Source organism: Kitasatospora sp. NPDC097643, assembly GCF_040302625.1.
Taxonomy (GTDB): Bacteria; Actinomycetota; Actinomycetes; order Streptomycetales; family Streptomycetaceae; genus Kitasatospora.
In genome coordinates this window covers 158,468-180,223 of the sequence record NZ_JBEOSA010000001.1, presented here as the reverse complement: position 1 = coordinate 180,223, position 21,756 = coordinate 158,468, and the positions used below count along the sequence as shown (strand labels likewise).

Here is a 21,756-nt window from a genome sequence, read left to right as displayed (position 1 = left end):
GACCGCCGCACGTAGGAGCCCCCGATGAACGCAGTCCTCATCGCCCTCCTGCTGCTGCCGCTGCTCGGCGCCGCGCTCACCCTGGCGCCGGTGTTCGGCCCCGACGCGGCCGCCGCCGACCGGCGGGCGCTGCGGCTGAACACCGTCGTCACCGGCGCGGTGTTCCTGCTCACCGTCGTGCTCGCGGCCGGCTTCGACCACGACGAGCCCGCCCGGATGCAGGCCACCACCGACGTGTCCTGGATCCCGGCCCTCCACGTGCGGTTCCACCTCGGCGTGGACGGCGTCTCGCTGCCGCTGATCGTGTTGACCGCCCTGCTCACCTTCCTCTGCGCGCTCTACTCGGAGAAGCGGCTGCCGGACGGGGAGGGCGTGCCCTCGGCCAAGGCCTTCGTCGGGCTCTTCCTCCTCCTCGAAGTCGGCATGCTCGCCACCTTCGCGGTGCTGGACCTCCTGCTCTTCTTCCTGGCCTTCGAGATCGTGCTGATCCCGATGTACTTCCTGATCGCCCGCTGGGGGAGCGGCGCGAAGACCCCGGCCGCCAACCGGTTCATCCTGTACACCCTGCTCGGCTCGGCCGTGATGCTGCTCGGCTTCCTGCTGATCGGCGTCCGGGCCGGCACCTTCGACATGCAGGCGCTGGCCACCGCGCACGGCAGCGGGCTGAGCCACACCACCCAGGTGATCGCCGGGCTGGCGATCCTGGTCGGCCTCGCGGTCAAGGCCCCCGCCTGGCCGCTGCACAGCTGGCTCCCCGACGCACACACCGCCGCCCCGACGGTCGGCTCGGTGCTGCTCGCCGGTGTGCTGCTGAAGATGGGTACGTACGGTCTGGTCCGCGTCCTCCTCCCGATCGTGCCGGACGGCGCCACCACGCTCGCCCCCTACCTGGGCGCGTTCGCCGCCGTCGGCATCGTCTACGGCTCGCTCGCCTGCCTCGCGCTCGCCCTCCCGTCGCCCGCCACCACCCTTCTTTCGAAGCGCTCCGCGCCTTCTGGTTCCGGATCCAAGGGCGACCTCAAGCGCCTCATCGCCTACTCCTCCGTCGGCCACATGGGCTTCGTCCTGCTGGGCATCGCCTCCCTCACCACGGTCGGCGTCAACGGGGCGCTGTTCGCCAACATCGCCCACGGTCTGATCACCGGTCTGCTGTTCTTCCTCGTCGGCGCCCTCAAGGACCGCTACGGCACCGCGGACCTCGACACCCTCTCCGGCACCACCGGCGCCGCCCTCTACGGCCGCGCCCCGCGGATCGGCGCGCTGCTCGCCTTCGCCGCCGTCGCCAGCCTCGGCCTGCCCGGGCTGGCCGGCTTCTGGGGCGAACTGCTCGCCATGTTCGGCGCGTTCGACCCGGCCGACGGCCTCTCGCGCCCCGCGTTCGTCACCTACATGGTCCTGGCCGGTCTCGGCACCCTCCTCACCGCCGCGTACCTGCTGATCGTGGTCAGGCGCGTCTGCATGGGTGACCCCGAGCAGCCCGCACCGGTGGGCGAACTGGCCGACCTGCGCCCGTACGAGGCCGTGAGCTGGACGCCGCTGGTCGCCCTCACCCTGCTCGCCGGCCTCTGGCCGGCGCTCCTGCTCGGCCTCTCCGATCCCGCCGTCAAGCACCTCCTCGGGGGTGGCTGACCATGCTCGGAGCCCAGCCCGCCGCACTCGGACCTCTCTCCACGGGGCAGCACACTGTGACCTCCCTCGCCGTAGCCAACCCGGGCAGCCTGATCCAGTCCGTGGACTGGGTGGCGATCGCGCCCCCGCTGATCGCCGCCGTGGCCGCCCTCGCCGTCCTGGTCACCGACCTGTTCCTGCCCGAGCAGCACAAGAAGTGGCTCGGCCGGATCACCGCGGCCGGACTCGCCCTCGCCCTCATCTCGCTCCTTCCCCTCACCGGGGGATCACCCCGGGCGACCTTCTGTGCGCAGAACGTAGCAGGCGTCACTGACAACGCGGGCTGCTCATACGTCGCCGACCACTTCGCCCTGGTGTTCCAGCTGCTCGCCCTCGGCGGCGCGCTGATCGCGGCGCTGCTCTCGACGCACACGGTCGAGACCGAGCGGCTGCCCGGCGGCGAGTACTGGTTCCTGCTGCTCTCCAGCGCCTCCGGCGCCGCCCTGCTGCCCGCCTCCCGCGACCTCGCCACCATGGTGATCGCCCTGGAGGTCGCCTCGTTGCCCGCCTTCGCCCTGGTCGCGCTGCGCCGGGACGGCCGGGGCGCCGAGGCCGCGCTCAAGTTCTTCGTCTCCTCCGTCACCGCGACCGCCGTCATGCTGCTCGGCATCGGCTTCGTCTACGCGGCCAGCGGCAGCCTGCACCTCAGCGCGGTCGCCCAGGGCCTGGAGCACGCCCCCGGCCAGCTCAAGCCGCTGGCCGAGGCGGGCGCCGTGCTCACCCTGGTCGGCTTCGCCTTCAAGGTCGCCGCCGTCCCGTTCCACTTCTGGGTGCCCGACACCTACACCGGCGCCCCGCTGCCCGTCGCCGGCTACCTCTCGGTGGTCGGAAAGGCGGCCGGCCTCTCCGGGCTCGCGCTCGCCACCACCATCGCCTTCCGCCCGTACGCGCACACCTGGGGCCTGGTGCTCGCCGTGCTCGCCGCCGTCACCATGACCGCCGGCAACGCGGGCGCGCTGCGCCAGCGCTTCGACACCCGGTACAGCGCGGTGCGGCTGCTCGCCTGGTCCTCGGTCGGCCAGGCCGGCTACCTGCTGGTGCCGCTGGCCGCCGCCGGGTACGCGCCCACCGTGGCCGACCCGCTCGGCGCCACCGCCGCGTACGCGCTCATCTACGGCGTGGTGAACCTCGGCGCGTTCGGCGTGGTCGCCGCCGTCGGCCGCCGGGCCGGGACCAGCGTGGACGACTTCCGCGGCCTGTTCGGCCGGCGCCGCTGGACGGCCCTCGCGCTCGCCTTCTTCCTGCTCTGCCTGGCCGGGCTGCCGCCGGGCGTGATCGGCCTGTTCGGCAAGGTCGTGGTGTTCCGCGCGGCCGTCGACGCCGGGCTGGGCTGGCTGGCCGTCGTGATGGCCGCCAATGTGGTCGTCGCGCTGTACTACTACCTGCTCTGGACGGCCCGGCTGTTCGCCCCGGCGGCGGACGGCGGGACGCAGGGCGCGGCCGCCGTCGAGCACCGGCTGCCGGCCGGCCTGACCGCCACCCTCGGGCTCACCGCCTCGGTGGCCGTGGTCCTCTCGGTGGCCCCGCAACTGGTCCTCCAGGTGGCCGGCGGCAGCCTGTTCTGAGCCCGTCGCGCCCGGTCGGAGCAGTGCACCGGCCGGGCGGGCGCGGCGGCGGCCCGGCGGTGCCAGGGTGGGTGGGCGGCGGTGTCGCGCCGGTGTCGCGCCCGTCACAAGGGAACAAGGCCCGGCCCCCCACCCGTTGACCGGGCAAGAGGGACGAGGCAGAAAGGGCTTCCCCACCGCACCATTGGAGGGCCTGACGTGCACCGCCGGCACAACGGACTGAGGACCGCCGTCCTGCTCGGCGGCCTCTCGGCGCTGATCCTGGTGATCGGGAGCCTCTTCGGACGGACCGGCTTCATCATCGCCCTGCTGGTCGCCCTCGGGACCAACGCGTACGCCTACTGGAACAGCGACAAGCTGGCGCTGCGGGCGATGCGGGCCCGCCCCGTCAGCGAGATCGAGGCCCCGCAGCTGTACCGGATCGTCCGCGAGCTCTCCACCTCGGCCCGCCAGCCGATGCCCCGCCTCTACATCTCGCCGACCCCTGCCCCCAACGCCTTCGCCACCGGCCGCAACCCGCGCAACGCGGCGGTCTGCTGCACCGACGGCATCCTGCAACTGCTGGACGAACGCGAGCTGCGGGGCGTCCTCGGGCACGAGCTGAGCCACGTCTACAACCGGGACATCCTGATCTCCTCGGTCGCCGGGGCGCTCGCCTCGGTGGTGATGTTCCTGGTCAACTTCGCCTGGCTGATCCCCTTCGGCCGCAGCGAGGACGACGACGGGCCGGGCCTGTTCGGGATGCTCGCCATCATGATCCTCGGCCCGCTGGCCGCCGGACTGATCCAGCTGGCGGTCAGCCGCTCCCGCGAGTACCAGGCCGACGCCGACGGCGCCCGCATCACGGGCGACCCGCTCGCCCTGGCCAGCGCCCTCCGGAAGCTCGACGCCGGTACCCGCCGGCTGCCCCTCCCGCCGGAGCCCCAGCTCCAGACCGCCAGTCACATGATGATCGCCAGCCCCTTCCGGCCGGGCGAGGCCGGCGCGAGGCTCTTCTCGACCCACCCGCCGATGGCCGAGCGGATCGCCCGCCTGGAGGGCATGGCGGGCTACCGCCGCTGAGGTCCCACTGCGCGGTGGCGGCGGTGGTGTTCGGGATGTCCGGGGGTGGGGTCCCGTCGTCGCGCAGGGTAGGTCAGCGGGTGAGCTGTTCGTAGGCCTGGCGGAGGCGGTGGATGCCTTCGACGGCTTGGGCCGGGCTTTCGGCGGCGGCGTAGCTGAGGCGCAGGTGGGCGGCCGGGGGTTCGGCGGCGTGGTACGGGCGGCCGGGGGTGACCTGGACACCGGCGCGCAGGGCGGCGGCGGTGAGGGCGCCGTCGTCGACGCCGTCCGGGAGCCGCAGCCACAGGTGGTAGCCGCCGGGGCGGTAGGTGTCGAGCAGCCCGGGCAGTTCGCGGTGCAGGGCGGCGACGGCGGCGGTGCGGCGGTCCCGCAGTTCGGCGCCGAGGGTGCGCAGGTGGCGGGCCCAGCCGGGGTCGGCGACCAGTTCCAGGGTGGCCTCCTGGAGCGGCCGGGGCACGAAGAAGCTGTCCACCACCTGGGTGGCCCGCAGCCGGGCCAGGGCCGGGCCGCGCGCGGTGAGGGCGCCGACCCGCAGGTTGGGGGAAGCGGCCTTGGTCAGCGAGCGCAGGTGCACCACGACCCCGTCCTGGTCGTCGGCGGCGAGCGGGCGCGGTAGCGCGGGGGCGTCCGCGTGGACGAGCAGCCGGGCGAAGTCGTCCTCGACGACGAACGCCCCGGCCGCCCGGGCGATCCGCAGCACCTCGGTGCGGCGGGTCGGCGAGAGCACCGCGCCGGTCGGGTTCTGGAACAGCGGCTGGCAGACGAAGACCCGGGCCCGGGTGGCGGCGAAGGCGTCGGCCAGCAGGTCGGTGCGGACGCCGTCGGCGTCGACCGGGACGGGGACGGGCCGCAGCCCGGCGGCCCGGACGACGGCCAGGATGCCCGAGTAGGTCGGCGACTCCACCAGGACGGGCGTGCCGGGCGCGGCGAGCGCGCGCATGGCGACGGTGAGCCCGCCCTGCCCGCCGGAGGTGATCAGCACGTCCCCGGTGCCGATCGGACCGCCGTTGCCGCCGATGTCGCGGGCGAACCAGCCGCGCAGTTCGGTGAGCCCGTCGACGGGTGGGCGGTTCCAGGCGCCGGGGCGCCGGCCGGCCCGGGCGAGGGCGGCGGCGAGCAGGCGTTCGGGCAGCATCGAGGCGTGCGGGTAGCCGCTGTTGAGGTCGACGACGTCGGGCGGGGGCACGCTGAGCATGGCGAAGACCGGGGCGGCCAGGAGGTCGCGCGGCCCGGAGTCGGCGCTGAGCGCGACCTCCTGCCAGGAGAGGTCGCCGGGGCGGCCGGCGGGTGCGGCCGGGACGGCGGGGGCGGCGGCGAACGGCGCGGCCCGGAACACCCCGGCGCCCGGCCGGGAGACCACCAGGCCTTCGGCGGCGAGCACCGCGATGGCCCGGGAGACCGTGACCGGGCTGACCTGGTGGCGTTCCATCAGGGCCCGACTGGACGGCAGCTTCCGTCCCTCCGGGTAGCGCTCGACCTCCCGGCGCAGTCTTTCGGCGAGTTCGGCCACACTGCTACGCTCGTTCATGACGGCACAAGATAGCGCTACCCGCCCCGCTGCGATAGCACCGCAGGCCTCCGCCTCGGTCTCGATCCCCGCCCCCACCCCCGCCCCCACCGCCGCGTCGACCTCCGGCACCGCGCTGGCCGCGCTCGGGGTGCTCTGCTTCTCCATCAGCTTCCCCGCCACGGCCTGGGCGCTGACCGGCTTCGGCCCGTGGAGCGCGACCGGGCTGCGCGGCTCGGTGGCCGGCCTGCTCGCCGCGCTCTACCTGCTGGCCGTCCGTGCCCCGCTGCCCCGGCGGCACCAGTGGCCCGGCCTGCTGGTGGTCGCGCTGGGCTGCGTGCTGGGCTTCCCGCTGCTGACCACCCTCGCCCTGCGGACCTCCTCGACGGCCCACTCGGCGGTGGTCATCGGCGTGCTGCCGCTGGCCACCGCGGTGTTCGCGGCGCTGCGGACCGGGCGCCGCCCGTCCCGGGTGTTCTGGGCGGCGGCGCTGGCCGGGGCGGCGGCGGTGCTGGTCTTCACCGCGTTGCAGAGCCACGGCCGGCCGACCGGCGCGGACCTCTACCTGTTCGCGGCGGTGCTGATCTGCGCGGCCGGGTACGCGGAGGGCGGGCGGCTGTCCCGGGAGCTGCCGGGGGCGCAGGTGATCGCCTGGGCGGTGGTGGCCGCGCTGCCGGTGACGCTGCTGACGGTCGCGCTCGCGCTGCCCGCCGAGCCGGTCCACCTCGGGGTGAAGGCGCTGGCCGGGCTGGCGTACACGGCGGCGGTCTCGCAGTTCGGCGGGTTCGTGCTCTGGTACCGGGGGATGGCGGCGATCGGGGTGCCGCGGGCCAGCCAGTTCCAGCTCGCGCAGCCGCTGCTGACGCTGGTGTGGTCGGTGCTGCTGCTGGGCGAGGCCCTGCCGGCGGCCGCACCGGTGACGGCCGTGGTGGTGCTGGTCTGCATCGCGGTCACCCAGCGCGCCCGCACCTGACGCCGGGTCGGGTGCGGGCGCGCGCGGGCGTCGGCCCGGTCACTCCGTCTCGGGCCGGTAGACGCAGAGCGCCCAGATCACGAACACGTCCAGGGCGATCACGATGATCGCCCAGATCGGGTAGTAGGGCAGGGACAGGAAGCACTCGATCACGCTGATCGCGGCGAGGCCCACACCGACGTACCGGGCCCAGGCCGCGCCGGTGATCACGAAGTAGCCGACGCCGGCCAGCAGCACGCCGATGATCAGGTGGATCCAGCCCCAGCCGGTGAGGTTGAACTGGAAGACGTAGTTCCGGGTGGCGACGAAGACGTCGTCCTTGGCGATGGCCATGATGCCCCGGAAGACGTCGAGCGCGCCGTTGAGCATCATGATCACGCCCGCGAAGATCACGCCGCCGGTCACCCAGCCGGAGTTGTGCGAGCGGGGTGTTCCGCCGGAGCCGGGGCCGGCCTGCCAGGGCTGCTGCGGGCCGGAACCGGTGGGCGGGTTGCCCGGGGTACTTGCGCTGCTCATGGGTTCCTCCATGGCGGAACTGAATGCTCCCGAACGGGCGTACGGGTTTCGACCGTCCGCCCGGCCGTGCCGCGGGGCAACCGGTCCGCACCTGTTCGGGTGACGTGCCGCGCGCGCCCCGGGTGCCACCGGGCGGTCGCTGGTAGTGGTGGACCGGTTACCGGCCGGATCCGGTCCGGCCCGCGGGGCGGACGTCCTTCCGGCCCCGAGGACGGAAGGCGGGCCGCGTGACCCTGCTGCCGAAGGACGTCGTGGGCCGGGCGCCGGCCCCGGCGCGCACCCCCCGGCTGGACCGCTGGCGCCGGGCCCGCCGGCGGCGCGGCGGCCGGGCGCTGGTCGGCTGGCTGACCACCACCGACCACAAGCGCATCGGCACCCTCTACATGGTCACGTCCTTCCTGTTCTTCCTGGTCGGCGGCCTGATGGCGATGCTGATGCGGCTGGAACTGGCCCGACCGGGAATGCAGTTGATGGACAGTGAGCAGTTCAACCAGCTGTTCACCATGCACGGCACGATCATGCTGCTGATGTTCGCGACCCCGCTGTTCGCGGGCTTCGCCAACTGGATCATGCCGTTGCAGATCGGCGCCCCGGACGTCGCCTTCCCCCGGCTGAACGCGCTCGCCTACTGGCTCTACCTGTTTGGCTCGCTGATCGCGGTGTTCGGCTTCCTGACCCCGGACGGCGCCGCCGACTTCGGCTGGTTCGCCTACGCGCCGCTGAACAGCGCCCAGCACAGCCCTGGCCTCGGCGCGGACCTGTGGATCATGGGGTTGGCCCTCTCCGGCTTCGGCACGATCCTGGGCTCGGTCAACTTCGTCACCACGATCGTCTGCTTCCGGGCGCCCGGCATGACCCTGTTCCGGATGCCGATCTTCGTCTGGAACATCCTGCTCACCGCGGTGCTGGTGCTGTTCGCCTTCCCGGTGCTCGCGGCCGCGCTGCTCTGCCTGGAGTCCGACCGCAAGTTCGGCTCGCACGTCTTCGACGCGGCCAACGGCGGGGCGCTGCTCTGGCAGCACCTGTTCTGGTTCTTCGGGCATCCCGAGGTGTACATCATCGCGCTGCCGTTCTTCGGCATCGTCACCGAGGTCATCCCGGTGTTCAGCCGCAAACCGGTCTTCGGGTACTCCGGTCTGATCGCCGCGACCATCGCCATCACCGGGCTGTCGATCACCGTCTGGGCGCACCACATGTTCGTCACCGGGCAGGTGCTGCTGCCGTTCTTCTCGATCATGACGATGCTGATCGCGGTGCCGACCGGGGTGAAGTTCTTCAACTGGATCGGCACCATGTGGCGGGGCTCGCTCAGCTTCGAGACGCCGATGCTGTGGACCGTCGGCTTCCTGGTGACCTTCCTGCTCGGCGGCCTGACCGGGGTGCTGCTGGCCTCCCCGCCGATCGACTTCCACGTCTCCGACTCGTACTTCGTGGTCGCCCACTTCCACTACGTGGTCTTCGGGACGGTGGTGTTCGCGATGTTCGCCGGCTTCCACTTCTGGTGGCCCAAGTTCACCGGCCGGATGCTGGACGAGCGGCTCGGCCGGATCCACTTCTGGACCCTCTTCGTCGGCTTCCACGTCACCTTCCTGGTGCAGCACTGGCTGGGCGCCGAAGGCATGCCGCGCCGCTACGCCGACTACCTGGCCTCGGACGGCTTCACCACCCTCAACACCGTCTCCACCGTCGGCTCGCTGCTGCTCGGCGTCTCCACCCTGCCGTTCCTCTACAACGTCTGGCGGACCGCCCGGTACGGCGAGCGGATCGAGGCCGACGACCCGTGGGGCTACGGCCGTTCGCTGGAGTGGGCCACCTCCTGCCCGCCGCCCCGGCACAACTTCACGACGCTGCCGAAGATCCGCTCCGAATGCCCGGCCTTCGACCTCCACCACCCGGACATCGCCGAGCTCGACCGCCGCCAGAACGCCCGGGAGCCGCTGCGCTGACCGGGGTCGCGGCGGGGGCGGCTCGTTAGGATGAACGCGTGCCCCACCGGCTCCGGGGCGCGGCATCCGGAGGGAGTGGGCCGTCATGGCAGACGAGAGGAACGCCCCGGCGGCCGGGGACCAGCCGGCCAGACGGCGCGGCCAGGGCGAGCTGGAGGCCCAGGTGCTGGCCGTGCTCCAGCGGGCGCCCGGCCCGGTCTCCGCCGGGTGGGTCCAGGAACGCCTGGAGGGCGACCTGGCGTACACCACGGTGATGACCATCCTGTCCCGGCTGCACGCCAAGAACGCCGTCTCCCGCACCCGCTCGGGCCGCTCCTACCTGTGGCAGGCCTCCTCCGACGCGGCCGGGCTGGCGGCCCTGCGGATGCGCCGGATGCTCGACGGCGAGGCCGACCGGGACGCCGTCCTGGCCAGCTTCGTGAGCGCGCTGCTCCCGCACGACGAGGAACTGCTGCGGGCGCTGCTCGACGCCGCGTCCACCGATCCGGCAGCGGCCGACCATGAGAGCTGACCCGTGGGTTTCTTCGTCTTCCTCCCGCTGATCCTGCCGCTGACCGCGGTGCCGATCGCGCGTCTGACCGAGCAGCACCTGCACCCGCGCGGCGCGGCCCGGCTGATGACCGTGATCAGCGCGGTGATGGCGGTGTGCAGCGTGCTCTGCCTCGGGCTGATCGGCGTGGTGGGCACCGCGCAGATCCCCGGCAACCCGCTGCCGGACAGCTGGTCCGACCCGGAGGTGCGGGCCGCGCTGCCGTACCACGAGACGGTCGGGACGGCCTCCATGTGGCTGCTGGTCCTGGTGACCGCGACCTGCTGCCGGACGGTCGTCCGGCACCTGCGGGTCCGGGCCCGGGCCCGCCGGGCGCTGACCGGACTGCCCGCCGGGCCGGAGCCGTCCGGCGACCTGGCGGTGCTGCCGGACCGCAACCCGTACGCCTACGCGCTGCCCGGTTCGCCGGGGCGGGTGGTGGTGTCCACCGGGATGCTGGCCGGGCTGGCCGAGGACGAGCGGGAGGCGCTGCTCGCGCACGAGCGGGCGCACCTGTTGCACCGGCACCACCGCTACCTGCTGACCACCCAGCTCGCCGCCTGCGTCAACCCGTTCCTGCGGCCGTTGCAGGAGGCGGTGGCGTTCAGCGCCGAGCGGTGGGCGGACGAGGAGTCGGCCCAGGCGGTGGGGGACCGCCGGATCACCGCGCGGGCGGTGGCCCGGGCGGCGCTGGTGTCGCACGCGGCCCCGGCACCCGGCTTCGCGGCCTTCGCCGCCCCGGCCCCGGCGCCCGGCCCGGTGCCGCGCCGGGTCGCCGCGCTGCTCGGCCCGGTGCCCACCTCGCGCAACTGGCCCCCGGCGACGACCCGGGCCGGCCTCGCCGCCATGGTCGCGGCGGCCGGCACCGCCGCCTCGGCGCTGTGCGCGCTGAACGCGGCGGTGGCCCTGCTGCTGGTCCTGAAGGCCGTCACCCCGCTCTAGGGTCTGCCTCCGCTCCGGCCAGGCCGCGCCCTAGGCGGGCGCGTCGGTGAGCTGGACGATCATCTTGCCGGTGTTGGCGCCCTTCAGCACGCCGAGGAAGGCGTCCACCACGTGCTCGAAGCCGCGGACGACGGTCTCGTCCGGCACCACCGCGCCGGAGCGCAGGTGCGGGACCAGGAAGTCGTACAGCTCGGGGCGGGCGTCGAGGTGGTTGCGGACCAGGAAGCCCTCCAGGCGCAGGCTCTTGCCGACCACGTCGTAGAGGTTGTGCGGCGCGGCCGGCGGCTGCTGGGGGTGGTTGTACTGGGCGACGGCGCCGCACCAGGCGATCCGGCCGTGGTCGCGCATCGCGCTGATGGCGCCCGCCAGGTGGTCGCCGCCGACGTTGTCCAGGTAGACGTGCAGCCCGTCGGGGGCGGCCGCGCGGAGCCGGTCGGCGATCGGGGCGTCGTGGTAGTCGAAGGCGGCGTCGAAGCCGAGGTCCTCGGTGAGGTGGCGGACCTTGGCGGCGGAGCCGGCGCTGCCGATGATCCGGCCGGCGCCGAGCAGCCGGGCGAGCTGGCCGGCGGCGGTGCCGACGCCGCCGGCGGCCGCCGAGATGAAGACCGTCTCGCCCGGTGCGAGCCGGGCGATCCGGGTCAGGCCGACCCAGGCGGACAGGCCGGTGCCGCCGAGCACGGAGAGGTGGGCGCTGAGCGGGACGCCGGCGAGGTCGGGCAGCAGGGTGGCGGTGTCGGCGGTGACCACCGAGTGGGTGCGCCAGGCCTTGCGGTGCTGGACCAGCGTGCCGACCGGCAGGGCGTCGGCCCGGGACTCCACGACCCGGCCGACGGTGCGGCCCTCCAGCGGGGCGTGCAGCTCCCAGCCGCCCTCGTCCATCTCCTCGCGCATGTACGGGTCGACGGACTGGTAGACGTTCTCGACGAGGGCCTCGCCGGCGGCGAGCGCGGGGACGCGCTCCTCGACGAAGGCGAAGTTCTCCGCGGTCGGGGCGCCGTCGGGGCGGGAGACCAGGTGGACGGCGCGGGCGGTGGGGCGGGACATCGGGCTGCTCCGGACGGGAGGCGACGGGCGGACGTGCTCACGGTAGGAAGCGGGGGGCGGGGTCGGGCAGGGGTCCGCAGCGATGGAACGGCCCCTTCCATGAGCAGGATCGATGGATGTCGGTAGGGTCGGGCGCATGACCGATCTCGCCCCGCACGAGCTGCGGATCCTGGTCGCGGTCGAGGAGCAGCAGAGCTTCACGGCGGCCGCCGAGCGCCTGGGCACCACCCAGTCCGCCGTCTCGCACGCCGTGCGCTCCTGCGAACGGAAGCTCGGCGCGGTGCTCTTCGACCGCGGGCGCCACGGCGCACGCCCCACCGAGGCCGGCGCGCGGGCGGTGGCGTACGCCCGGCGGATCCTGCGGCTGCTGGCGGCGATGGGCCCCGAGGTGCGCGGTGCGGGCACGCCCGCCGACGCGGAGCTCACCGGCCCGCTGCGGATCGCCGCCTTCCGCAGCGTCGCCGCGCACCTGCTGCCGCCGGTGCTGGCCCGGCTCGCGGCCCGCCACCCCGGGCTGACGCCGCAGGTCCGGATCGTCCGGGAGATCGGCCGCGGCACCGCCGGGGAGGTCGCCGACGGCCGCGCCGACCTGGGCCTGGCCACCCTGGACGCCGGCGGACCGCCGCCCGTCCCGGGCCTGGTCTCGGCCCGCCTCTTCGCGGAGTCGTACGCGCTCGCGCACCCGCAGGGCCACCCGGCGCCGCGCGAGCTGCCGCTGGTCGACTGGGACGAGAACTGCGGCTCCTACACCCGGGACTGGTGGCGGCGGCAGGACTGGATCCCGCCCCGGACCGTCGACGTCGAGGACGACACCATCGCCGTCTCGCTGGTCGCCCAGGGCCTCGGCATGGCGATCATGCCCCGCACTGCGCTGCTCGGCGCCCCGGCCGGGCTCGCCGTCGCCGACCTCGGGCCGAACCCGCCCAGCCGGTTCGTCGGGTACGTCACCACGCCCGAACTGGCCGGGACGGCCGCCGTCCGGGCGCTGATCCGCGAACTGCGCTCGGCCCCGCTGCCGACGGGCCTGGCGGCGGCCTGACGGTCGATCAGCTGTCCAGTGACTCCCGGAGCCTGCCGAACTCGGCGGCCAGCGCGTCCAGCGTGTAGTGCGCGTTGAGCCCGCTCGGATTGGGCAGCACCCACACCTCGGTGTCGCCGATGCCCTCCGGCTGCCGCCCGACCACCGCGTCGCGCCGCCCGAAGGCCGTCCGGTACGCGCCGATGCCGAGGACGGCCAGCACCCGCGGGCGCAGCCGCAGCACCCGTTCGACCAGCGCGGCGCCGCCCGCGCGCAGTTCCTCGGCGGTCAGCTCGTCGGCCTTGGCGGTGGTGCGCGGGGCGACGTTGGTGATGCCCAGGCCCAGGGCGGGCAACTCGCCCTGCTCGTCCGGCCGGAACTGGCGCGGGGTGAAACCGGAGCGGTGCAGGGCGGGCCAGAAGCGGTTGCCGGGGCGGGCGAAGTGGTGGCCGGTGGCGCCGGACCACAGACCCGGGTTGATCCCGCAGAACAGCACCCGCAGGCCGGGGCCGGTGACGTCCGGAATGGTGCCGTCCTGGGCGGCCCGTAGCTGCTCGGGGGTGGGCTTCGGCGCGGGAGCGGGGGTGGCGGCGGGGGCGGGTTTCATCTGCACCCGGCCAAGTCTGCCGCCCCGCGCCCGCGTTGTGCCGCCCGTCGGGCCGCCCGCCGCCCGTCCAGCCGGCGCAGCCCGAGCACCACCACCGCCGCGTACGCCCAGCCGGCGAACACGTCGACGAGGAAGTGCTCGGCCCCGTAGACCAGGGTGAAGGTCATCGCGAGCGGGTACGCGACCAGCAGCGCCCGCAGCCGGGGCCCGGCGGTCGGCCAGCAGAACAGCAGCAGCATCGCCGGGTAGGCGGAGTGCAGCGAGGGCATCGCGGCGACGTCGTTGGCGAACTGGCTGCCGTTCTCGACCAGCGAGGCGGCCTGCGGGAGCCCGCTCTGCGCGATCACCTCCCAGACCACCCGGTGCAGTTCCGGCAGGTGCCCCTGCTGGGCGACCAGCCACGGTGGGTCGGCCGGGTAGAGGACGTACGTGGCGAAGCCGGCGAAGGTCAGCGCCAGGTAGCAGGCGAGCAGCCGCCGGAACCGCTCGGGCCGGCGCCGCCAGAGCACCGCCAGCAGGACGAAGACCACGAAGAAGTGCGACAGGTAGACGGCGACCGCCGCGTAGTCGTACCAGTGCGGCGTGCCGGGCGTGTACAGCGCGTGCTGGAGCCGGACGGTCCACGCCCTGCCGAGGCCGAGCAGCTCGTCGGCGCGCAGCTGGGGCAGCCAGTGCGGCGCCCACGGGGTGTGCGCGCCGTAGCCGCGCAGCAGCGAGTACGTCCACACCGCCGCCATCACCGGCACCCAGTCGCGCAGCACCAGCAGGAAGCCGCGGGGGCCGTGCCCGCTGTGCACGGCGGCGGTCAGCAGCGCACCGATCAGCCAGCAGAACATCACGTCGTTGGCGGCGGGCAGGCCCTCGGTGTGCAGGTACCAGGCGAACCCCAGCAGGTAGAGCGGCCACGCCAGCCGGCGCAGCGGGGCGGGCGGACGCGGCCGCCCGGCCCGCACGGGGGTTGGTGGGGCCGGGCGGAGCAGACGGGTCATGCGCGCCGAAGCTAGCGGGGCGAACTGGGAGGACCCTTGACGGCCGATGACCGGATCGTGAGAAAGCCCCGCCCGCCGGAGCGCGCGCCCGCCCGGCCCCTCCGCCGGAGCCCGCCCGGGAGCGGGCCTCAGGACACGATGCCCAGCTCGTGAGGGGTGTTGTTGAACCGGCGGCCGCCGGTCGCGGTGACGGTGACGATGTCCTCGATCCGCACCCCGAACCGGCCGGGCAGGTAGATCCCGGGCTCGATCGAGAAGCACATGCCCGGCACCAGCGGCCGCTCCTCGCCCTCGACCAGGTACGGGGGTTCGTGCGTGGTGATGCCGATGCCGTGGCCGGTGCGGTGGATGAAGTGCTCGCCGTACCCGGCCTCGGTGATGACCCGGCGGGCGATCCGGTCGATCTCCTGGCAGGAGACGCCGGGCCGGACCGCCTCGAACGCGGTCTGCTGGGCGAGCCGGACCACGTCGTGCACCTTCTGCACCTCGGCGGGCACCTCCGGGCCGACGTGCACGGTGCGGGTGGTGTCCGAGCCGTAGCCGTCCTTGAGCCCGCCGAAGTCGAGGACCACGGTGTCACCGGGCCGGATCACCCGGTCCCCGGCCTCGTGGTGCGGGTTGGCGCCGTTGGGGCCGGAGCCGACCACGGTGAAGTCGACCTGGCTGTGCCCGTACTGGATGAGCAGCGCGCCGAGGTCGGCGGCGACGTCGGTCTCCCGGCGGCCGGCGAACTCGACCTCCAGGATGCCCCGGTAGGCCGCATCGGCGGCCCCGCCGGCCGCCGCGAGGCGCTCCAGCTCGTCGGCGTCCTTGACCGCGCGCAGCATCGGCAGCGTCTCGGTGAGCGAGGTGAAGCCGGTGCCGGGTAGCGCGCCCTGGAGGCCGAGCAGGTGCATCGCCCAGGCGTTGTCGGAGATGCCGTACCGTCCGGCCGGGTCCAGCAGCGGGACGGCGGTGGCGTACGGGTCCTCGCCGTCGGACCAGTCGAGCAGCCGGACGGCCGGGGCGCCGGCCGCCTTCTCGGCGTCCGGGCGCTCCAACTTGGGGACGATCAGCGCGGGTTCGCGGCGGGCGGTGAGCACCAGGGCGGTGAGCCGCTCGGTGATCGCGGTGGGCTGGTAGCCGCACAGGTAGGTCAGGTCGGGGCCGGGGGCGACGACCAGGCCGGCCAGCCCGGCGCCGACCGCTTCGGCGGTGGCCCGGGCCATCCGGGCGGCGTAGTCCTCGGTGGTGAAGGGTCGGGGCACGGGTGGGTCCTCCTCGGTCGGGGCGCGGTGCCGCGGGCGGCGGCCTGCGTGCTGCGGCCCGCGTGCTACGTGCTGCTGAGACTCCATCACGTCCGGGTGGGGTGGGCGAAGTGCCGCAGGAACAACGCCTCGACGTGCGCCATGTGTTCGATCTCGGCCGGTTCGACGCTCTCGTTCGGCGCGTGGATCAGACAGCGCGGCTCCTCCACGCCCATCAGCACGATCTCGGCCTCCGGGTAGGTGGTGGCGAAGACGTTGCAGAGCGGGATCGAGCCGCCCTGGCCGAGGAAGGAGATCGGCCGGCCGTAGACCTCCCGCATCGCCCGGTCGAGCGCGGCGTACGCCGGCCCGCCGGTCTCCGCGCGGAACGGCGCACCGGCGCTCTCCCGGTCGACCGTCACCTCGACGGCCCACGGCGCGGCGGCGGTGAGGTGCGCGATCAGCGCGTCCTGGGCGGCCCGCGCCCCGGTGCCGGGCGGCACCCGCAGGCTCACCCGGGCCCGGGCGGTGGCCGGGACGGCGGCGGCCGAGCCGACCACGGGCGGACAGTCGATGCCGAGGACGGTCACGGCGGGGCGGGCCCAGAGCCGGTCGGCGACCGCCCCGGAGCCGGTCAGCCGGACGCCGTCGAGCACCCCGGCGTCGGTCCGGAACTGCTGCTCGTCGTAGCCGACGCCGGTCCAGACGCCCTCGCAGTCCAGGCCGTCGATCCGGGTGCCGCCGTCGGTGTCGCGCAGCGAGTCGAGCATCCGGATCAGTGCGGCCAGCGCGTCCGGGGCGGGGCCGCCGAACATGCCGGAGTGCACGTCGCCGTGCAGCGCCCGGACGGTGACCACCACGGTGACCACGCCGCGCAGCGAGGTGGTGGCGGTGGGAACGCCGACGGCGGCGTTGCCGGTGTCGCAGATCAGCAGGGCGTCCGCGTGCAACTCCCCGGCGTGCGGGGGCACGTACTCCTCCAGGCCGCCGGTGCCCTGCTCCTCGGAGCCCTCGACGACGAGCTTGAGACCGACCGGGAGGTCGTCGCCGAGCGCCCGCAGCGCGGTGAGGTGCATGACGATGTTGCCCTTGCAGTCGGCGGCGCCGCGCCCGTACCAGCGGCCGTCGCGCTCGGTCAGTTCGAACGGCGGGGAGGTCCAGGCGGCGTCGTCGAGCGGGGGCTGGACGTCGTAGTGGCAGTAGAGCAGCACGGTCGGGGCGCCGGGCGGGGGCGGGCGGTGGCCGATCACGGCGTGGCTGCCGTCCGGGGTCTCCTCCAGGTGGACGTCGCGCAGGCCGACCTCGGCGAAGGCGGCGGCGACCCACTCGGCGGCCTCCCGGCAGCGTTCCGGCGGGTACTGGCGGGGGTCGGCGACGGACGGGATGGCCACCAGCTCGGCCAGGTCGGTCTTGGCCCTGGGCATCAGGTCGGCTATCCGGCGGGCGAGTTCGTCGGTCATGCGAAAGCTCCTGGAGCGGGGCGGCGCGGGGCGGGGCGACCGGCGCGGCCACCGGCGGACGGTGTCGCGCAGATCGAGGTCGTCGATCTCGTCCTGGACGGCGGCGGACTCGTCCGGGCAGGGCGCCGACGGCACGATCGCCCCGGCGAGCACCACCTCGGCGTCCCGGGCGCGGTGGCGCCCGGGCTCGGGTGGCATCCGGGCTCGGGTGCCGCCGGGGGTAGGGCCCCGGGGGCGGGCCGTACCCGGTCAGTTCACCCGGTTGCCGAGGCCGTCGCATGCGGCGTGCACCCGTACGGGTGATCGTCTGTCAGGGGTGTGCGCCGGGGGTTTCGGCGGCCGCGGCGGCGTCCGAGGTCTCCGGGACCTCCGCGGCCTTCGAGATCTCCGTGCCCTCGGTGCCCGGCGCTGCGGGCCAGGCGGCGCGGCGCAGCGTCCGGCTCGCGGTCGCCGGCAGCAGCGCGGCGGCGAACAGGCCGGAGACCGCGGCGAGCGCGGCGGTCGGGGAGAGGTGGTCCAGCAGCAGCCCGCTGCCGAAGGTCCCGGCGGGCATGCCGGCGGTGATCAGGGTGATGGTCGCGGCGATCACCCGGCCGCGCAGCGCGTCCGGCACCTGCTGGAACACCAGCAGGTCGATCATCACCCGCAGCGCCGGAATGCCCGCCCCGACCACGAACAGGGCGACGAAGACGGTGGCCGCCCCGCCCGGCAGCAGCGGCGCCAGCGGCACCGGCACCGCGATCCAGGCGGTCACCAGCAGCAGCACCCCGGGCCCGGCCAGCCGGTGCAGCCGGGAGACCAGCACCGTCCCGGCCAGCGCGCCGAGCGCCTCGCCGGCCAGCGCCAGGCCGATCCCGGCGCTGCCGGTGCCCTGGTCCCGCAGGACGACCATCACCGGGAGCACCAGGGCGGTGCCGGCCAGGTTGATCACCAGCAGGACGGCGAGCGCCGGGCGCAGCAGCGGGGCGGACGCCAGGTACCGGAAGCCCTCCAGGGCGCCGCCGGGCCGCGACCCGGCCGCCGCCGACTCCCCGGCCTGCTCCGGCCGGCCGGGGAAGCGCACCACGAGCGCCGAGACGACCGCGGCGACCGAGGCGAGCGCGGTGCCCAGGAACGGCACTGCGTGGCCCAGCCCGAGCAGGAACCCGGCCAGCGGCGGGCCGGCCAGCGAGGCCCCGCTCATCCGGGCCTCCTCCTGGGCCAGCGCCTGGGTCAGCTGCTCCGGCGCGACCACCGAGCGCAGGGCCAGCATCCGCAGCGGACCGCTGTAGGCGACGGTGGCCCCGACCACGACGGCGACCAGCAGCAGGTGGACCAGGGTCAGCCGGTGCAGCGCCATGGCGGCGGGGACGCTGGCGGAGGCGAGCAGCCGGGCGGCGTCGGCGGTGATCAGCACCCGGCGGCGGTCGAAGCGGTCGGCGACCGCGCCGCCGTGGATGCCCAGCAGCAGCGTGGCGGTCATCTGGACGGCGCCGAAGGCCCCGGCGGCGGTGGGGGAGTCGGTGAGGGCGAGGACGAGCAGCGGGTAGGCGGTGTCGCCGACCCGCATCCCGAGCGTGGCGCAGGCCTGGCCGGCCCAGAGGGCCTGGAACCGCAGGTTGCGGCGGAGCGGGACGGGCGGTGCGCCCTGCTGCCCGGGCTCCACCGCTGTGCTCGTGCTGTCCCCGCTCATCGTGCCCGCCCCTCGCGTTGCCTGCTCGTGCTCACCGCTCACGTCGACGCAGTCATTCACTGTTTCGTGAATGATGGCTTAGTCGTGATTGCTTGCGCAAGGGTGATCGCTGACCGAACCGTGATTGCAGGTGCCGCGGCCGATCTGCGAAGGTGGCCCCGTGGCCGAGCAAGATCTGGAACCCGCCGGCGGCGAACAGCCCGCCTTCGTCAAGAACCGCCAGGTCGGCGACGTCGCCGTACTCAAGGCACTCGCCGACCCGCTGCGGCTGGCCATCCTCGGCGCGCTGTCGTCGACCGCCGGGCGCGAGCTCACCGCGAAGGAGATCGCCGCCGAGCTCGACGAGCCGCAGACCAAGCTCTACCGGCACATCAAGCAGCTGGAGAAGGCCGGGCTGATCCTGGTGGCCGGCACCCGGCTGGTCTCCGGCATCGTCGAGAGCCGGTACGCCGCCGCCCAGGAGTCGATCCGGCTCGCCCCGGAGATGTTCACCGCCGACTCCCCGGCCCGCTCCGAGGCCTATGACGCCATCCTGGCCTCGATCGACCGGGTCCGGGACGACTTCCGGGTCCAAATCCTCGGCGACCGGCTGGACTTCAGCTCCCCGCGGGACGGCTCGGTCGGCCCGCCCGGGCTGTTCGCGCACCTGACGCTGCGGCTCACCCCGGAGCGCCTGCTCCGGCTGCGGACCGAACTCGCCGCGCTCTTCGACGAGGTGAACGCGGAGGGCCCGAGCGCGGCCGAGGACGCGATGGACGTGACCGTGTTCACGCTCCTCTACGGTCTCCGGCCGGGCACGGAATCATAAATTCCGGGCCGACTGTCGGTGCGGTGGTACACGATGTCCCGCATGTCGTATGAACTCCAGGCGCTGATAGGCACATTGGAGCTGCTGACGGTGGCGGCGGCGGAAGTGCCGGCGGCCCGGGTGGTGCCACTGGCCCAGGGGCTCGCCCTGATCCCGGTCACACCGGAGGTGCTGTCCGCGCTCCAGGCCGACGAGGGCGGGCGGCGGCCGGCCGACGGGGCTGGCTTCGGGTGGCACCCGGAAGGCTTCGAACTCCGGCTCGCCGCCTGGTCCAAGGCCGGCCCGATCGCCTGCGTCGAGGCCGAGTACTTCGGCGGCAGCGGCACCCAGCGCGCGGCCGTCTGGGTCGACGGCCGGATCATCCTCGGCCCGCTCACCAGCGGCGAGTTCGAGCCCTCCCCGCCCGAGGGCACCCCGATCTCCCGTGCCCTGCGGCAGATCGGCGCCCGCACCGAGCCGGGCCGGACGGACGAGTTCGAGTCGGTCGGCCTGCCCGCCCACCGCAGCACCGGCGGCTGGGCGGCGGCCGGTTGAGGCGGACGCACCGTTCGGCGTACGTGCGGTGGCTGCGCCCGCAGGGCTGCCCCACGGTGTGAAGCAGGCGATCTCGCCTGACTCGCACTGAGAGGAAGCAGTACCCATGCGTGCCACCCGGATGGCCGCCGTGCTGACCACAGCGCTCGCGCTGAGCCTGGTCGCCACGGCGTCCGCCACCGCCGCCGGCCATGACGCCGCGGCCCCCCGTACCACCACCGTCTCCACCGCTGCCACGACCGTCCGGGCCCCCGCGGATCTCGCGGCCCCCGCGGACCTCGTGACCCCCGCGGACCTCGTGGCCCTCCCGGCTCTGCCGGCCCTTCCCGCGTCGCTCCCGGCAGGACTGCCGGTGCCCGTCGCCGTCCCGCCGGCCCCCGCCGTTCCGCTGCCCGCCACGCCGGCCCTCCCGGCCGCCCCCGACCTCGGCTCGGTCCTCGGGGCGCTCGGCGGCATCGTGAACCTGGTCACCGGCCTGCTCTCCACGGTGACGTCCGCCGTCCCCGACCTCGGCGCCGTCCAGCAGCTCGTCGCCACCCTGCAGAGCACCTTGCAGGGCCTGATCGGCCAACTGCCGTCCCCGCCTCCGGTCACCGTCCCGTCCCCGCCGAAGACCTCCGGCGCCCCCACCTTGCAGGACCAGCTCACCAGTCTCCGTTCCCAGGCCCAGGCCCTCACCGCCGCGGCCCACCCCCACCCCGCCCCGCACTGACCCACCCGTCCCGGCAAAGGCCGACGGCCCCGCCCCCCACCCGGGGAGCGGAGCCGTCGGCCTTTGCCGGGACGGTCCGTGGCTTCAGCCGGCGAACTCGTGGACGCCCCACCAGCCGGTGGAGTCGTGGTAGAAGCCGACGCCGATCTCCTGGTAGCGCGGGTTGATCTGGGCGGCGTGGTGTCCGGGGGACTCGGTCCACATCTTCTGGAACTGCTCGGCGGCCTGTTGCCCGGTCAGGGCGGCGTCGCTCCACATCACGATGCACTCCCCGGTCAGCGTCCGGCTGCCGGTGAGGCTGGGCCCGGCCCCGGAGGCGTTCTCCGAGTGGGCGAACCCGGTCTCGCGCATGTGCTGAGCCCACTTCACCGCGAAGTCCGTCAGATCGGCCTTGACGACCAGCGCCGGCACGCCGTTGCGGGCGCGCTCCTCGTTGATCAGCCGCAGCGACAACGCCTCGGCGCTGCCGGCGGGGTAGCCCTGCGCGGCGGTGTCCGGAACGGCAGGGGCCGGCGCGACGGGGGCGGGCCGCGTCGCGGTGGGGGTGATCGGCGCGTTGACGGCGGGAGCCGGCGCGCCGCCGGTCGCCGTCGGCGCTTTGCTCGGTGCCTTGGCCGTGGCGGCGGGGTGCGACGGCGTCCTGCTCGCCGACGCGGTCGGCGTGCCCGGGGCCGTCGACGGGGCCGCGGTGGGTGAGGCGGCGGTCGCCGAAGGCGCCGGCGCGGACGGCGGGTTACCGGTGGCCGTGGTCGCAGCCGTGGCCGTGGCCGTGGCCGTCGCGGCCGCCGTCGCGGGGCCCGGCGGGGTCGCCGGTACGGTCGCCGCCACGGCGCCGGCCCGGTCCGCGGCCGTCCCGCCGTCCTCCGGCCCGCACGCGCTCAGTGCGGCTGCCATCACCCCGACGGCCAGGACGACCGCCAGTGCCTGCTTGCGACGTATGGAATGCATGAGCGGAGGTGACTTCCCTGGTCTCGCCCG

At 74.6% G+C, this 21,756-nt stretch carries 20 protein-coding genes; 11 read left to right on the top strand and 9 right to left on the bottom strand.

The genetic code is table 11. From position 1 onward, the window contains the following. The first annotated feature begins 24 nt into the window (after nt 1-24). The 3 genes from ABTY15_RS00850 (at nt 25) to htpX (ending at nt 4,295) form a co-directional block, all read left to right on the top strand. Nucleotides 25-1,629 carry a complex I subunit 4 family protein gene (locus ABTY15_RS00850; protein ID WP_350574129.1) on the top strand — a complete coding sequence of 535 codons (1,605 nt, stop codon included), beginning with the start codon at nt 25-27 and terminating at the stop codon, nt 1,627-1,629. Between the two features lie 2 nt (nt 1,630-1,631). Then, on the top strand, nt 1,632-3,233 hold the full coding sequence (locus tag ABTY15_RS00845) for an NADH-quinone oxidoreductase subunit N (RefSeq protein WP_502893391.1): 1,602 nt from the start codon (nt 1,632-1,634) through the stop codon (nt 3,231-3,233). Nucleotides 3,234-3,431: 198 nt separating this feature from the next. Continuing rightward, a complete protein-coding gene (htpX, locus tag ABTY15_RS00840) occupies nt 3,432-4,295 on the top strand; it encodes a zinc metalloprotease HtpX (protein ID WP_350574125.1) in 864 nt (287 codons plus the stop codon). Between the two features lie 73 nt (nt 4,296-4,368). Here the strand turns inward: htpX and ABTY15_RS00835 are convergent, their stop codons facing one another. Further along, nucleotides 4,369-5,823: an aminotransferase-like domain-containing protein gene (locus tag ABTY15_RS00835; protein WP_350574123.1), complete on the bottom strand. Its 1,455-nt coding sequence runs from the start codon at nt 5,821-5,823 to the stop codon at nt 4,369-4,371. On the opposite strand from ABTY15_RS00835, the gene ABTY15_RS00830 reads away from it, so the two are divergent. Further along, nucleotides 5,822-6,775, top strand: coding sequence for a DMT family transporter (locus ABTY15_RS00830; protein ID WP_350574121.1), 954 nt, complete (start codon nt 5,822-5,824; stop codon nt 6,773-6,775). The two genes, ABTY15_RS00835 and ABTY15_RS00830, sit on opposite strands and share 2 nt — an antisense overlap. A gap of 39 nt (nt 6,776-6,814) precedes the next feature. Here the strand turns inward: ABTY15_RS00830 and ABTY15_RS00825 are convergent, their stop codons facing one another. Next, nucleotides 6,815-7,291: a DUF7144 family membrane protein gene (locus tag ABTY15_RS00825; protein WP_350574119.1), complete on the bottom strand. Its 477-nt coding sequence runs from the start codon at nt 7,289-7,291 to the stop codon at nt 6,815-6,817. Nucleotides 7,292-7,578: 287 nt separating this feature from the next. Between ABTY15_RS00825 and ctaD the strand changes: the two genes are divergently transcribed. From ctaD to ABTY15_RS00810, 3 genes are all read left to right on the top strand, one after another. Further along, nucleotides 7,579-9,237, top strand: coding sequence for an aa3-type cytochrome oxidase subunit I (gene ctaD, locus ABTY15_RS00820; protein WP_350574563.1), 1,659 nt, complete (start codon nt 7,579-7,581; stop codon nt 9,235-9,237). A gap of 85 nt (nt 9,238-9,322) precedes the next feature. After that, the gene (locus ABTY15_RS00815; RefSeq protein WP_350574117.1) at nt 9,323-9,748 is read left to right on the top strand and encodes a BlaI/MecI/CopY family transcriptional regulator; all 426 of its coding nucleotides are present in this window, start codon (nt 9,323-9,325) and stop codon (nt 9,746-9,748) included. Nucleotides 9,749-9,751: 3 nt separating this feature from the next. Further along, complete coding sequence (locus ABTY15_RS00810; protein ID WP_350574115.1) at nt 9,752-10,708, top strand: M56 family metallopeptidase; 957 nt, start codon at nt 9,752-9,754, stop codon at nt 10,706-10,708. 30 nt (nt 10,709-10,738) lie between these two features. Here ABTY15_RS00810 and ABTY15_RS00805 read toward each other — a convergent pair whose 3' ends face one another. Next, the gene (locus tag ABTY15_RS00805) at nt 10,739-11,752 is read right to left on the bottom strand and encodes an NADP-dependent oxidoreductase (protein WP_350574111.1); all 1,014 of its coding nucleotides are present in this window, start codon (nt 11,750-11,752) and stop codon (nt 10,739-10,741) included. Between the two features lie 136 nt (nt 11,753-11,888). Here ABTY15_RS00805 and ABTY15_RS00800 point away from each other — a divergent pair, with 136 nt between their 5' ends. Continuing rightward, nucleotides 11,889-12,791, top strand: a complete 903-nt coding sequence (locus ABTY15_RS00800; protein ID WP_350574110.1) for a LysR family transcriptional regulator — start codon at nt 11,889-11,891, stop codon at nt 12,789-12,791. Between the two features lie 7 nt (nt 12,792-12,798). On the opposite strand, the gene mug is transcribed toward ABTY15_RS00800, so the two are convergent. The 5 genes from mug to ABTY15_RS00775 all read right to left on the bottom strand — a co-directional run bounded on the left by mug (nt 12,799) and on the right by ABTY15_RS00775 (nt 18,724). Continuing rightward, nucleotides 12,799-13,377: a G/U mismatch-specific DNA glycosylase gene (gene mug / locus ABTY15_RS00795; RefSeq protein ID WP_350574562.1), complete on the bottom strand. Its 579-nt coding sequence runs from the start codon at nt 13,375-13,377 to the stop codon at nt 12,799-12,801. Continuing rightward, the gene (locus tag ABTY15_RS00790) at nt 13,374-14,366 is read right to left on the bottom strand and encodes a phosphatase PAP2 family protein (RefSeq protein ID WP_350574108.1); all 993 of its coding nucleotides are present in this window, start codon (nt 14,364-14,366) and stop codon (nt 13,374-13,376) included. Before ABTY15_RS00790 ends, mug begins: the two co-directional genes overlap by 4 nt. Nucleotides 14,367-14,494: 128 nt before the next feature. Next, a complete protein-coding gene (locus tag ABTY15_RS00785) occupies nt 14,495-15,574 on the bottom strand; it encodes an aminopeptidase P family protein (protein WP_350574559.1) in 1,080 nt (359 codons plus the stop codon). A 125-nt stretch (nt 15,575-15,699) separates the two neighbouring features. Further along, nucleotides 15,700-17,052: a dipeptidase gene (locus ABTY15_RS00780; RefSeq protein ID WP_350574556.1), complete on the bottom strand. Its 1,353-nt coding sequence runs from the start codon at nt 17,050-17,052 to the stop codon at nt 15,700-15,702. 310 nt (nt 17,053-17,362) lie between these two features. Next, nucleotides 17,363-18,724, bottom strand: coding sequence for an MFS transporter (locus ABTY15_RS00775; RefSeq protein ID WP_350574106.1), 1,362 nt, complete (start codon nt 18,722-18,724; stop codon nt 17,363-17,365). Between the two features lie 160 nt (nt 18,725-18,884). Between ABTY15_RS00775 and ABTY15_RS00770 the strand changes: the two genes are divergently transcribed. The 3 genes from ABTY15_RS00770 (at nt 18,885) to ABTY15_RS00760 (ending at nt 20,778) form a co-directional block, all read left to right on the top strand. Continuing rightward, the gene (locus tag ABTY15_RS00770; RefSeq protein ID WP_350574104.1) at nt 18,885-19,532 is read left to right on the top strand and encodes an ArsR/SmtB family transcription factor; all 648 of its coding nucleotides are present in this window, start codon (nt 18,885-18,887) and stop codon (nt 19,530-19,532) included. Between the two features lie 42 nt (nt 19,533-19,574). Then, complete coding sequence (locus ABTY15_RS00765) at nt 19,575-20,066, top strand: hypothetical protein (RefSeq protein WP_350574102.1); 492 nt, start codon at nt 19,575-19,577, stop codon at nt 20,064-20,066. A 106-nt stretch (nt 20,067-20,172) separates the two neighbouring features. After that, complete coding sequence (locus ABTY15_RS00760) at nt 20,173-20,778, top strand: hypothetical protein (protein WP_350574100.1); 606 nt, start codon at nt 20,173-20,175, stop codon at nt 20,776-20,778. Between the two features lie 84 nt (nt 20,779-20,862). Here ABTY15_RS00760 and ABTY15_RS00755 read toward each other — a convergent pair whose 3' ends face one another. After that, nucleotides 20,863-21,726 (bottom strand): CAP domain-containing protein, encoded by an 864-nt coding sequence (locus ABTY15_RS00755; RefSeq protein ID WP_350574098.1) that lies wholly within the window; start codon nt 21,724-21,726, stop codon nt 20,863-20,865. Between the last annotated feature and the right edge of the window lie 30 nt (nt 21,727-21,756).

What these genes read in the sequence shown, in the direction of transcription:
- ABTY15_RS00850 (WP_350574129.1), top strand. Translation starts at nt 25, where the DNA reads ATGAACGCAGTCCTCATCGCCCTCCTGCTGCTGCCGCTGCTCGGCGCC.
- ABTY15_RS00845 (WP_502893391.1), top strand. Translation starts at nt 1,632, where the DNA reads ATGCTCGGAGCCCAGCCCGCCGCACTCGGACCTCTCTCCACGGGGCAG.
- ABTY15_RS00830 (WP_350574121.1), top strand. Translation starts at nt 5,822, where the DNA reads ATGACGGCACAAGATAGCGCTACCCGCCCCGCTGCGATAGCACCGCAG.
- ABTY15_RS00835 (WP_350574123.1), bottom strand. Translation starts at nt 5,823, where the DNA reads ATGAACGAGCGTAGCAGTGTGGCCGAACTCGCCGAAAGACTGCGCCGG.
- ABTY15_RS00825 (WP_350574119.1), bottom strand. Translation starts at nt 7,291, where the DNA reads ATGAGCAGCGCAAGTACCCCGGGCAACCCGCCCACCGGTTCCGGCCCG.
- ABTY15_RS00815 (WP_350574117.1), top strand. Translation starts at nt 9,323, where the DNA reads ATGGCAGACGAGAGGAACGCCCCGGCGGCCGGGGACCAGCCGGCCAGA.
- ABTY15_RS00805 (WP_350574111.1), bottom strand. Translation starts at nt 11,752, where the DNA reads ATGTCCCGCCCCACCGCCCGCGCCGTCCACCTGGTCTCCCGCCCCGAC.
- ABTY15_RS00800 (WP_350574110.1), top strand. Translation starts at nt 11,889, where the DNA reads ATGACCGATCTCGCCCCGCACGAGCTGCGGATCCTGGTCGCGGTCGAG.
- mug (WP_350574562.1), bottom strand. Translation starts at nt 13,377, where the DNA reads ATGAAACCCGCCCCCGCCGCCACCCCCGCTCCCGCGCCGAAGCCCACC.
- ABTY15_RS00790 (WP_350574108.1), bottom strand. Translation starts at nt 14,366, where the DNA reads ATGACCCGTCTGCTCCGCCCGGCCCCACCAACCCCCGTGCGGGCCGGG.
- ABTY15_RS00785 (WP_350574559.1), bottom strand. Translation starts at nt 15,574, where the DNA reads ATGGCCCGGGCCACCGCCGAAGCGGTCGGCGCCGGGCTGGCCGGCCTG.
- ABTY15_RS00780 (WP_350574556.1), bottom strand. Translation starts at nt 17,052, where the DNA reads ATGACCGACGAACTCGCCCGCCGGATAGCCGACCTGATGCCCAGGGCC.
- ABTY15_RS00775 (WP_350574106.1), bottom strand. Translation starts at nt 18,724, where the DNA reads ATGAGCGGGGACAGCACGAGCACAGCGGTGGAGCCCGGGCAGCAGGGC.
- ABTY15_RS00765 (WP_350574102.1), top strand. Translation starts at nt 19,575, where the DNA reads ATGTCGTATGAACTCCAGGCGCTGATAGGCACATTGGAGCTGCTGACG.
- ABTY15_RS00760 (WP_350574100.1), top strand. Translation starts at nt 20,173, where the DNA reads ATGCGTGCCACCCGGATGGCCGCCGTGCTGACCACAGCGCTCGCGCTG.
- ABTY15_RS00755 (WP_350574098.1), bottom strand. Translation starts at nt 21,726, where the DNA reads ATGCATTCCATACGTCGCAAGCAGGCACTGGCGGTCGTCCTGGCCGTC.